Source organism: Photobacterium sp. GB-1 (assembly GCF_003026165.1).
Classification (GTDB): domain Bacteria; phylum Pseudomonadota; class Gammaproteobacteria; order Enterobacterales; family Vibrionaceae; genus Photobacterium.
Genome location: NZ_PYOB01000014.1, coordinates 39384 through 51916 on the forward strand (window position 1 = coordinate 39384; position 12533 = coordinate 51916).

Below are 12533 nucleotides of genomic sequence, written 5' to 3' on the forward strand. Positions count from 1 at the left end.
GTGCGTAAGGTTGTTGTTACATGTATGCAAAACGCTTCTCAGCCCATCATATTTATATAATAAGTATCGCCTTACTTATTTTTACAGGGCTTTCTTCTATTGTTATAGGTCCTATGGCGATCAGTTATAAACAAAGTTTGTTAGCACTATTACCCGGTGATCATGAACTTGCTAAACATGTCAGCCTAGTGATCCATCAAATTCGTTTACCACGTACGCTTCTCTGTTTTGCTATCGGTGCAATTTTAGCTGTATGTGGCGCTGTACTACAGGGACTGTTTCGCAACCCGCTTGCAGATCCTGGGATCATCGGAATCACTGGCGGTGCAGGCTTAGGTGCTGCATTGGCCATTGTCTTATTTGCCCCTCTCACCGCATCATTCCCTCAGCTTTTAAACTTCGCTATTGTGCCTATTTTTGCCTTTATTGGCGGCGCAATCAGCACAGTTTTAGTTTATCGCTTAGGCACAGATAAAAACGGCACATCGGTGATGATCATGCTACTCGCTGGTGTCGCGATAACCGCAATTTCAGGCGCAGGGCTTGGGTTACTCAATTATGTTGCCGACGATCAAGCCTTACGTGATTTATCATTGTGGTCAATGGGTTCACTGGCTGGTGCAACATGGACAGGCATTATTCTCGCCTATTGCACATTCGGGTTACTCTTTACCTATTTTTATCGTCATACCAGTAATTTAAACGCGTTGTTATTAGGCGAAGCTGAAGCTCGACATATGGGGGTTAACACCCAAAAACTAAAACGTAATTTAATTATTACATGTGCTGCGGGAGTGGGTATGACTGTTGCCGTTTGTGGCCCGATTGGCTTTATTGGCTTGGTTATTCCTCATGTGGGGAGAATGCTAACTGGTCCAAATCATAGAACCTTATTGCCAATTTCGGCTTTACTTGGCGGATTAATCCTCTTGGTTGCCGATATGATTGCTCGAAGCGCATTCTCGCCTCAAGAACTGCCGGTTGGGATCATCACCGCCATGTTAGGCGCGCCTTTCTTTATCTATTTATTAGTTAATCAAAAGAGTCAGATGTCATGACGTTAAATCATTCAGAAAAGGTCGATTTTACAGCAAGTAGCGACAAAGTCTGTGTTATTCAGGCTCGCGACTTATCATTACAATTCGGTGATAAAGTCCTGCTAAATCATCTTGATATTGATATTCACGCAGGAGAAGTCACCGCATTACTTGGGCCAAACGGTGCAGGTAAAAGTACCCTGTTAAAAGTATTATGTGGTGAGATTACGCCAAAATCAGGCACGGTTTCTTTCTTTGATCAACCGCTTAATAATTGGGCTCGGGAAGAATTGGCATGTCACTTAGGTGTTCTTCCACAACATAGCGCATTATCGTTTGCCTTTACCGCGAAAGAAGTTGTCGAGCTAGGCGCAATTCCATTGCAGCTCACTTCGCCTGAACTGAAAGATGCAACAGCATCAAGCATGCAATACGTTGATATTAACAATTTAGCTAAACGTCTCTACCCCACCTTATCGGGGGGTGAAAAACAGCGTGTACACCTTGCCCGGGTTTTAACACAACTCAGTAAAGCCGGTGATAAATGTATCTTGATGTTAGATGAACCCACCTCAGCACTCGATCTCGCCCACCAGCACCACACCTTACAAATTGCCCAAAATATGGCTATACAAGGCGCCGCTGTAATTGTGGTATTGCACGATTTAAACCTTGCAGCCCAATACACTGATCGGATGATTTTCCTTAACGAAGGAGAAATAAAAGCCGACGGAACGCCAACACAAGTTCTTACTCCTGAAGTAATAGATACCTTATATGGTTGGCCTGTCAGTGTTCATACTCATCCAAGTGGTGATTTTCCTTATCTTTTATCAGCCAATCATTCTGTTTTTTAACGTTTTATCTATTAATGACTAGATATACACAATAAATTGAAGCTATTAGCATGACAAACATCGAGTTTTTACGGTTAATGATCAATTAATTCAATCAAGTTGAATAGAAAGATTGCACAACGCAAAACACACAGTAAAATGTGATCGCAAGCGATTACATGTGTAATTAGTGTAAAAATAGTTTCTATCTTCTAATGCCGCATTTTACTGCGGCTTTAGTTGTTTATGATCCATGATAATTGCAACACCCTATAATTCGGTATCAAATTGAATAATTAAGTAGCTAATAACTAAAGGATCTTCATCTCTGCGAGTGAACTCGTAAGCCATAGACTACGTAATTAATCAATTTGGTATCAAAAACCTTTGTCAGATCCTAATCTGACCATGATAAGAAGAATAAATATGGCAACCATTAAAGACGTTGCACGTATGGCAGGTGTATCAACTACTACAGTGTCGCACGTGATTAATAAAACACGCTTTGTTGCAGAAGCAACGCAACAAAAAGTTTTGGCTGCAGTAGATGAACTTAACTACGCCCCAAGTGCAGTAGCGCGAAGCTTAAAATGTAATACAACACGTACTATCGGCATGTTAGTCACTAAATCGACTAACCCATTTTTTGCCGAAGTTGTGCATGGTGTTGAAGAATATTGTTATGGTGCAGGCTACACGCTGATCTTATGTAACACCGAAGGTAACTTAGAAAAACAACGTGATTACTTACGTATGCTTTCTGAAAAGCGTGTTGATGGCCTATTGGTTATGTGCAGCGATCTGGATCAAATGTTGCTCGATTTACTTGAGCGTAAAAATGATCTTCCTATGGTTATCATGGACTGGGGCCCAGAAAGCCCACATACTGATAATATTCTAGATAACGCTGAAAACGGCGGTTATATTGCGACTAAGCACCTTATTGAAAATGGCCATAAGAAAATTGGCTGTTTATCTGGACAAGTTGATAAGTCTACTTGTCAAGAGCGCCTAAAGGGCTTCCGTAAAGCGATGAAAGAAGCAGATCTCACTGTTAATGCTAATTGGCTACTTGACGGTGACTTTGAGTGTGAGTCAGCCGTTGAAGCTGCTCATAAGTTTATCGCAATGGAAGATCGCCCTACTGCTATCTTCTGCTTTAACGACATTATGGCCATGGCTCTGATCAGTACCTTTGAACAGGCAGGTCTGCGTGTTCCTGATGATATCTCAATCATTGGCTACGATAACATTGACCTTGCGCCCTACTTTGCGCCACCGCTAACAACTATCCACCAGCCTAAACGTCGTTTAGGTAAAAAGGCCATCGAAATCTTGCTAGAGCGTGTGAAAGACAAGAATCATGAGCGTCAAACCTTTGAAATGACGCCTAAACTTGTTGAGAGAAAATCGGTTAAAGATCTCAACTAATAAAATTTATCTTTCTATGTTAAGGAAAAGCCGATAAGTTAACCTTGTTGGCTTTTTTTTTACTTATAAAAAACAATCATGAGTATTTATAATTATAAAGCTTATTAAAATAAGCTAAGAACAAATACCTGAACCAATATCACATTTTTGAGAGCTTAGATTTAATATTAAAAGTATTATTTAATATAACTTTATATAGTCACGAACTGGCAAATTAATTGAAAGATTAAGACGCAAAACCACCGGCCTAAAAATTATGTTAATAATTCAAGGTAGCGGGGTTACCGAAGGATTATTATTGAACCGACAATATTATGACACAAACTTAACAATATATTGACAGTATCAATGTGTAGATTAATTAATCTATTTCCTCGCTCTTAATGTTTAGGTGACACTCATATTTTTTCACCGAGTAGAAGCATGGATAAACCAATATTAAAAGATTCATTAAAATTATTTGACCATTTTGGTTCAATAAAATCACGGTCGATGTTTGGCGGTTTTGGCATTTTTTCTGGTGATACAATGTTTGCATTAGTTGTGAACGATAAACTTCACTTACGTGCAAATGCTGAAACTGAAAAGGAATTCAAACAAGCTGGCTTGGAACCCTATGTTTATAAAAAACGTGGCTTCCCTGTTGTAACCAAGCACTATGCAATACCCGATCAATGGTGGGATGAACCCACAAAGATTGTAGCTCAAGGTAGGTATTCACTGGATGCAGCAGAAAAAGACAAGCAAGAAAAGGAGAGTTGCGTACCTGACCGAATTAAAGATTTACCTAATCTACGATTATCAAATGAAAGAATGCTGAAAAAAGCAGGCATAAACACTATTGAACAACTTCTAGCAGTGGGCTCTCTTGGCGCATATAAAGCACTTCAAGAATCACAAACAAGTCCATTGAGTATTGAATTGCTTTGGGCATTGGAAGGCGCAATTAGCGGTCAACATTGGTCAGTTATTCCTGAGCAACGTCGAAATGAACTATTATCTGCCTTATCTTAAAAATATAAGTTGTCTTAAATATAAAATACTTAGGAATAAAAGAGCCCCATTCTTTTATTTCTAAGTATACCTTTCAAAAATAATTTCCGTATTATCCTTATCTTCCTTTATAAAATTCAATATTTATTTGGTTTAATTGCATAATAACAAACTTTTGCCATTAAATTAATTCCCTCCGTTTTGCACTCCTTGATTTATATAAATGATAATTATCTTTATTTATATTCCATGCCTAATTATTTGCTAATACGACCAATAACCCATCTTCTCACTAATAAATAACGTGGCGCTTTAAACTGTCTTATCTCCTGCTGATTTTTTCACCAACCAATTGAAGAAAAAGAAATATTTATCATTAAATGAAATACAATGTCTGTTGTTAAGGTCTACATGTTTACTACTGCTACTGACTAAGATCGTATAAGCCCTATGTTTAGGGTGTTTTTTAAGGAATAACATGCGCATTTCGATCAAAAAAATTGACTCTTTATGGGTAAAGCCTTTGCTATGGCTTCAAGCTCACCACTATGGTCAAGTATTAAACCCTGCAAAGCTATGGGGACGTAAACCAGTCTTATTTTGGTTAGTCGCAGGTTTTTTTGGTTTTCTCGACCGTAAGAAGTCACCGATTCAAGATGTCATGCGATCTTTGGTCTGTGTGCGTGTTTCACAATTAAACGATTGTGCCTTTTGTGTTGATGCCAATGGTATGAAGCTCGCCGAACGTTGTGATTCAGAAGATAAAATTAAAGCACTCGCCAACTGGCAACACTCTACGCTGTTTACAGTTCAAGAACGCGCTGTGTTGGCCTACACTGAAGCGATGACAATAACAGGCAAACGAGTGACAGATGAAATGCTTGTCGCGCTACAAGAATGGTATAGCAGTGATGATATTATTGAACTCACTGCTTTAGTTAGCTTTCAGAACTTGTCGGCGAAATTTAACACTGCGCTCGATGTGCCAGCACAAGGCTTTTGTTCTCTTCCTATTACGCCTAACGATATTGCTCAAGATAACGTGCAAGCATCAGATAAAAACATAACGAAAAAGGATCAGGCAAATGAATAAGAAAAAAACGCTATTGCTGCTGGTCATTGTCAGCCTTATTGCGTTATGGCTACATTTTGATCTAGGCCAATACCTTACCCTTGAGTTCATCAAGCAAGAGCAATTAGCCCTACAAGCAAAGATTGAAAGTCAACTTTTCACTGCTTACTTGTTTTTCTTTGTACTCTATATTGCCGTGACAGCCCTTTCCTTACCCGGCGCTGCCATTTTAACGTTGCTTGGAGCGGCATTATTTGGTTTTTGGCCTAGCCTTATTATTATTTCTTTTGCCAGCACAATAGGTGCAACATTGGCTTTTCTATCAAGCCGCTATATTTTGCAAGACTGGGTACAACAGCGGTTTGGACAACGCCTCGCGACCATTAATCAAGGGATTGAAAACGAAGGCGCATTTTATCTATTAACGCTGCGTTTAATCCCTGTAGTGCCGTTTTTTCTGATCAACTTACTAATGGGTTTAACCCCGATTAAAACTCGTACCTTCTTCTTTGTCAGTCAGCTTGGGATGCTGGCTGGAACTGCTATTTATGTGAATGCCGGTACCCAACTGAGTAACGTTAATAGTTTGAGCGAAATCATCTCATTTCCTGTATTGATATCTCTTGTATTACTCGGGATCTTCCCACTGCTCGCAAAAACAATTATTAGTTACATCAAAAGCCAAAAGGTTTATAGCGGTTGGAAAAAACCTACAGCATTTGATCAAAACCTAGTGGTGATTGGTGCGGGTGCAGGCGGTTTAGTCAGTTCCTATATCGCGGCAGCCGTAAAAGCAGAAGTCACATTAATTGAACGTCATAAAATGGGTGGCGATTGCTTAAACACAGGTTGTGTGCCATCTAAAGCCTTAATCCGTGTCGCTCATAGCGCTTATGAGCTGCAACAAGCAAAACAATTTGGTATTGAAGCTAAAATTGAAAAAATCGACTTTAAAGCCGTTATGACTCGTGTTCACAACGTTATCAAAGATATCGAACCGCATGATTCTATTGAACGTTACAGCAAGCTTGGTGTGAATTGTGTCCAAGGTGACGCGACGATTTTGTCGCCTTGGGAAGTAGAAGTTAACGGCAAAGTGATCACCACACGTAATATCATTATCGCAACAGGGGCTTCCCCATTGTTGCCCAATATTTCAGGCTTAAACACAGTCAATCCATTAACGTCCGATAACCTATGGCAACTAGATACTTTACCTAAAAAGTTATTGATTTTGGGTGGTGGTCCTATTGGTTGTGAATTAGCTCAAGCGTTTAATCGTCTTGGCGCATCTGTCATCTTAGTTGAAATGGCAGATCAGCTACTTAATCGTGAAGATAAAGATGCAGCCGATTTAATCTATCAAAAGCTAACTCATGAAGGTGTTAGAGTACTTCTTAAACACAAAGCCGTTAGTTTTGTAGAGAAAGGATCTGCGCAATATCACCACGTTAAGCTTGATGATCTTACGACAGAGCAAACGGTCGACGTTGAATTTGATCAGGTTATTGTGGCGCTAGGTCGTGTTGCTAATACCAAAGGTTTTGGTTTAGAGCGCCTAAAATTAGCAACAAATCCACAAGGGACTATCAAAGTTAACCACTACCTACAAACACAATATCCTAATATATACGCTGTGGGTGATGTGGCAGGCCCTTTCCAATTAACTCATGCAGCCGCGCATCAAGCATGGTATGCCTCAGTAAATAGTTTGTTTGGTACATTCAAAAAGTTTAAAGCTGATTACTCGGTATTGCCTGCCGTTACCTATACTGCGCCAGAGTTAGCTCGAGTTGGTCTCAATGAAAAAGAAGCTATTTCACAAAATATCAATTATCGAACATATACTTACCCTATATCCGATTTAGATCGTGCGATTGCCGACAATGCTGCCGAAGGTTTCGTTAAAGTCCTAACCCCACCCAATAGCGATAAGATTTTAGGGATCACAATTGTCGGCCATCATGGCGGTGAACTACTGGCAGAATTTACCTTAGCAATGCGCTACAAACTGGGACTGAATAAGATTTTATCGACGATTCACCCTTACCCCACCATGAGTGAAGCCACTAAATATACGGCTGGTGTATGGAAACAGGCCAATGCCCCACAAAAGTTATTGGCAATGGTTAAACGTTATCATCAATGGATGCGTAAATAGGTCATTCGATACAAGGAATTAAAAAGGACGAAACTCTGATGATGAAAAAAAATGTACTAAAAGCCTTGTCGAAAGGCATCGCGTTATCGTTAACAATTTCTAGCTTCGCTTACGCTGAAGAAACGAAAGCACCTGCAAATGAAAGTCAAAGCTGGCAACAAATTGAACAAAAAGCCAAAGGTCAAACGGTCTACTTCAATGCGTGGGGTGGCAGTCAAGAAATCAACGACTATTTAAAATGGGCCGATAAACAATTACAAAAAAGTTACGGTGTAACTCTGAAGCAAGTCAAAGTCACCGATATCGCTGAAACGACCCAGCGCCTACTGGCAGAAAAAACAGCGGGGAAAAACACCAACGGTGGGGTTGATTTAGTTTGGATTAATGGCGAAAACTTCCGTTCAATGAAGCAACATCACCTTTTGTATGGTCCTTTTACTCAACAGCTGCCCAATTGGAAATATGTTGATACTAAGCTACCGATTGATCAAGATTTCAGCGAGCCAACAGAAGGCTATGAAGCGCCTTGGGGCGTCGGTCAACTCGTCTTTATTTACGATACCAGTGTGCTTAAACAACCACCTCAAAGCTTTAAAGAGCTATTAGCATTAGCGCAAAAGAATCCTGGTAAGATCAGCTACCCTCGCCCACCAGAGTTTCATGGTAGCAGCTTTTTAAAAGCAGCATTGCTAGAGCTCACTGACGATAAAAAAGCACTCTATCAGCCGTTATCATTACCCGCAGAAAAAACGCTATTTGATAACGTGACAGCACCGCTTTGGCATTATTTAGATCAGCTTCATAAAGTGGCATGGCGTGGTGGTAAACAGTTCCCAGCGGGCACTGCAGAAACCGTACAACTGCTTGACGATCAGCAATTATTATTAGCTATCACTTTTAATCCTAACGCTGCCTCAGCTGCAATTGAGAACGGTAATTTAACTGAAAATGCGAAAACCTATGCCTTTAAGCAAGGGGCATTAACCAATATTCACTTTTTAGCGATACCATGGAATGCATCAGCAAAAGAAGGGGCACTGGTTGCGATAAACTTTTTAATGAGCCCAGAAGCACAAGCGCGTAAATCAGACACCAAGATTTGGGGCGATCCAACAGTGCTAAAAGCCCAAGCCTTTAGCCAATTAGCTGAACCTTATAAGAGCCAGTCTTTTGAGCTTTATCCATCTATTGCCGAACCCAACCCTACATGGCTAATGGCTATTGAGCATGAATGGCAAAAGCGTTACGGACACTAAACTTTGTTATGTTGCTCTAACTGTTATTAAAACAGCCAGCCCATCACTGTGCTCTGCTCTTTCATCAGCAAGTTCAATGGCACGCTGGCTGTTTTTATTAAGCTTCTTCTAATTCGATTTGCACGTTAGGCTCAAACTCTTTACTGATCATCCAACATGCTATCCATGCCGTAATAGGTGCAACAATAATCAACGATAAACTACCAATTAATGTTCGTGCAATTTCGGCTGCCACGACTTTCATGTTGATAATTTGCATCACATCGTTACCACGACTCGCAAACAACATAATCATTGTTAAAAAACTGCCTGAATAGGCTAACAATAAAGTGGTTGTCATCGTCCCGATCACCGCATTGCCAACTCGAAAACCTGATCTCAACAAATCCATTTGATTCATGTCTGGCGCATTGATTTTTAGCTCTTCCATCGTTGCTGCCATTTCCATCGCAACATCCATTGCCGCCCCACTCGCCCCAATTAAAATCGCTGCATACAGAATATCTAGCATGTTTAAATACATGCCTGTTTCAAACAATAAGGGCTGAGCTAAAGGTTGTGTCATTCCATCTAAATGAAGTAACTTGCCGACCAACACACACAGAATCATGGTGACAATTAATCCAATAATCGTGCCTGCCAATGCCGCCTTTCCTTTTGCTGTCCAACCGGCAACGGACAAAATGATCAAACTACACAGCATTAATAAACACACGGCGGTGACTAACAAAGGAGAATAACCCGCCATAAGCCCAGGGATCAGAAGCTCTACGATGATCACAATAGATCCAATGAACGACATTAACGCTTTGGCACCGACTTTTCGTGCATACAGTAACAAGCCTAAACTAAAGGCGATTGCTAAGCCGATTAATGCAGGAAGACGATAACGAGATATCACCCTTGTACGTGTGTGATCATTCTTCGCTATCGCCACTAAGACGCGATCGCCAACCTGATAATATTCATCATATTCCATCGCACCATTCATCAAATTGTAGGCAACGACTTTTTTATTATTACTCAGCGTTAAATCTAACGCCTGCTCTCCCAGACGATTACTACCAATAATGGTGACCTTGCTGTTATTAACCGCAGTTACTTCACCGACTTTATAGTCAGATCCTGTTACACCTTGACTAAACATTTCACAACACGTCACTAGAAGAACGATAAAGGCTAAAATCACACCGCGCATGTTTGTTTCCAACTGCTTTAAAAACCACGAAAAAAGGCTGTCCAAGACAGCCTTTACCTAAAAATTAATCCCTAACTACCAATTTTTACGTTCATTAATGTCGCTAATGTTTTCGCCACTTGGGTGTTATCTTCAAAATTGCCAAATTTCTCAGCACCGACACCAACTGCAGAAAGCGGTAACTGTGTCGCGGTATGCGCATAGCTTGTCCAGTAAACACCTGCTCGTTGTGAAGTGATGTGCGCTACAGCAATGGCTACTGGATCATACCCACCATAAGTCGCATCATTATGCGTGCTGTAACCATCAAAATCGGTGATATTTTTAGCACGAAGTTCGTCATCGATATCCATCGCATGATTTAGCGTTTGCTGCTCTTCCTTCGTCAGCAACTTCAAACCAAAATGTTCATCTATATGCTTCATGAAGGCTTTACGATCGCCGTTATAAACACCTTGAAGCTTATCTTCGATAGACTCATCAACATCTTTTAGCTTATCTAACTGTACAAAATAGTTCTCACCTAAGCCTAAGCCCATACCACCAGTTTCATGATCGCCCGCTACAATAATTAGTGTTTCATCTTTATGGTGCTCATAAAAATCAACAGCCGCTTTTACTGCTTGATCAAATGCGATGGTATCTTGAATCACCGTTGATACATCATTAGCATGTGCCGCGTGATCAATTCGACCACCTTCTACCAACATGAAGAAACCGTCAGGATCGTACTTCAATGTTTCGATGGCTTTTGACGTCATTTGTGCTAGAGATGGCGTACTAAGATCTTTCTTACGATCAATTTCATAAGGAAGGTGCGATGAGGCAAAAGAGGCGAAAACCTTTTGCGAGTTCGTTGGATGGAAGGCTAAGAAATCCGCCGAAGAATCAGCACCAATAAAAGTGTGGTAGCCTTTTTGTTTGAACCCATCAACAAGGTTCTTACCGTCTTTACGTTTACTGCCTTCACCATTAATAAAGTGACGAGAGCCACCACCGGCAAAGAAATCGACATTCGATGCTAGGTAATCATTGGCAATTTCGTTTTCGTTATCGCGACTAATGTTTTTAGCAACAAAAGTTGCTGGTGTCGCATGGGTCAAACGTGTAGTGGTAACAATACCTGTTGCCATCCCCTTATCTTTCGCAGCATCCAATGTTGAGCGTAACTTATGCCCTTTTGGATCCATTGCAATAACGCCATTATCCGTTTTTACTCCGGTCGCTAATGCTGTACCTGCTGCTGCAGAATCGGTTACTAAAGTATTGGCTGAATGGGTGGTAATAATGCCTGCTACAGGCATTGCATTAATGGCTAAACGTTGTGTCTGATCCCCATTTTGTTGCTGCAAGTAGTATTCACTGATCTGACGTTGGGCTGTCCCCATACCGTCACCAATCATAAAGAATACATATTTCGGCGCATCTGCTGCATGAGCACTTAAAGAAAGAAGTAAAGATGATGCAATTAAAGTGGGTTTTAAAATAGACATTGTTAACTCGCTGTTTTTATTGAATGCGAGCAAGCTACATTGCATTTATTAAACAATTCTTACAAAACACACTATATGCTTTATGGGTATTATCAATGGAATCAATATCACCTTATTAACGCATCCATTCATGATGAAGCTGCTCACTGTCGCCTAAATAATCGAGTAACCAACTGACAGCTGGGCTCAACGTTTCTGTATTCCATGCTAAACAACAGGGACTCATTGAAGGCTTCACCGCGAGCTCTTTTTCCACCAGCTCTCCTGATTCAATTTTACTGATCGCCATATGGCTAGGAACAACAGAAATGCCTAATCCAGCCTGTAAACATTGAAATGCACTGTGCCAACTTGGCACCATGATTCGACGTTGGTTATCCATTAGCCAAGTTGTTCGTTTAGGTAACGTTCGAGAGGTATCTTCTAAACAAATCGCAGGATATTGCGCTAATTCAGAAGGCTCTAACGGATGCGATGCCATTGCTAAAGGATGATCTGGCGATACCACAAACTTCCACGTTAAAACGCCCATATCACGATAATCAAAGCTGCCACCAATTGGCACTGCAGCAGTTGCGCCAATGGCAATATCAGCCCGCCCATCAGCTAAGGCATCCCATACCCCATTAAACACTTCCATTGTTAGGTGCAACTCTACATCTGGAAAATGTAAATAGAAATCTCGAACAAGGGTATTTACTCGACTTTGGCGAACCACAGTATCAAGCGCAACAGAGACATTTTCTGACCAACCATTCGCTACCCGTTGGGTTTGATATTTAATGGTATCCATCTGTTTAATAAGTTTGCGCGCTTCTTCGACGAAATACTCACCAGCGGGTGTCAATTTAACCTGCCGGTGCAATCGAACAAATAATTCGACAGCTAATCGCTCTTCTATTAATCGAACAGTATAACTAATCGCACTAGGGACCTTATGTAATTCTTCAGCCGCAGCAGAGAAGCTGCCACGACGGGCAACTACGTCAATAACTTGGAGATCGTTGTATGAAAACATATCAAATCAAATTTTTTGAAAGCAATGTTGAAATATTA

At 40.7% G+C, this 12533-nt stretch carries 10 protein-coding genes and 1 riboswitch; of the genes, 7 read left to right on the top strand and 3 right to left on the bottom strand.

Translation table 11 applies throughout. The features are described from left to right. The first annotated feature begins 20 nt into the window (after positions 1-20). From C9J45_RS13900 to C9J45_RS13930, 7 genes are all read left to right on the top strand, one after another. A complete protein-coding gene (locus C9J45_RS13900; protein WP_107206402.1) occupies positions 21-1058 on the top strand; it encodes an iron ABC transporter permease in 1038 nt (345 codons plus the stop codon). Next, positions 1055-1894, top strand: a complete 840-nt coding sequence (locus tag C9J45_RS13905) for a heme ABC transporter ATP-binding protein (RefSeq protein ID WP_107261509.1) — start codon at positions 1055-1057, stop codon at positions 1892-1894. The genes C9J45_RS13900 and C9J45_RS13905 overlap by 4 nt, the downstream gene beginning before the upstream one ends. Before the next feature lie 405 nt (positions 1895-2299). After that, entirely contained in the window at positions 2300-3304 is a 1005-nt protein-coding gene (gene purR, locus C9J45_RS13910; RefSeq protein WP_107261511.1) for an HTH-type transcriptional repressor PurR, read from the top strand. 198 nt (positions 3305-3502) lie between these two features. After that, positions 3503-3593, top strand: a riboswitch (cyclic di-GMP riboswitch). Positions 3594-3727: 134 nt separating this feature from the next. Then, positions 3728-4318 carry a TfoX/Sxy family DNA transformation protein gene (locus C9J45_RS13915; protein ID WP_105060044.1) on the top strand — a complete coding sequence of 197 codons (591 nt, stop codon included), beginning with the start codon at positions 3728-3730 and terminating at the stop codon, positions 4316-4318. A 457-nt stretch (positions 4319-4775) separates the two neighbouring features. Then, complete coding sequence (locus tag C9J45_RS13920) at positions 4776-5390, top strand: carboxymuconolactone decarboxylase family protein (protein WP_107292666.1); 615 nt, start codon at positions 4776-4778, stop codon at positions 5388-5390. After that, the gene (locus C9J45_RS13925) at positions 5383-7530 is read left to right on the top strand and encodes an FAD-dependent oxidoreductase (protein WP_107292667.1); all 2148 of its coding nucleotides are present in this window, start codon (positions 5383-5385) and stop codon (positions 7528-7530) included. The genes C9J45_RS13920 and C9J45_RS13925 overlap by 8 nt, the downstream gene beginning before the upstream one ends. Before the next feature lie 38 nt (positions 7531-7568). Further along, on the top strand, positions 7569-8786 hold the full coding sequence (locus C9J45_RS13930; RefSeq protein WP_107287631.1) for an ABC transporter substrate-binding protein: 1218 nt from the start codon (positions 7569-7571) through the stop codon (positions 8784-8786). A 97-nt stretch (positions 8787-8883) separates the two neighbouring features. Here the strand turns inward: C9J45_RS13930 and C9J45_RS13935 are convergent, their stop codons facing one another. The 3 genes from C9J45_RS13935 to punR all read right to left on the bottom strand — a co-directional run bounded on the left by C9J45_RS13935 (position 8884) and on the right by punR (position 12495). After that, positions 8884-9984, bottom strand: coding sequence for a YibE/F family protein (locus tag C9J45_RS13935; RefSeq protein ID WP_107206396.1), 1101 nt, complete (start codon positions 9982-9984; stop codon positions 8884-8886). Positions 9985-10055: 71 nt separating this feature from the next. Beyond that, positions 10056-11477, bottom strand: a complete 1422-nt coding sequence (locus C9J45_RS13940) for an alkaline phosphatase (RefSeq protein WP_107206478.1) — start codon at positions 11475-11477, stop codon at positions 10056-10058. Between the two features lie 115 nt (positions 11478-11592). Beyond that, on the bottom strand, positions 11593-12495 hold the full coding sequence (punR, locus tag C9J45_RS13945; RefSeq protein WP_105060039.1) for a DNA-binding transcriptional activator PunR: 903 nt from the start codon (positions 12493-12495) through the stop codon (positions 11593-11595). Between the last annotated feature and the right edge of the window lie 38 nt (positions 12496-12533).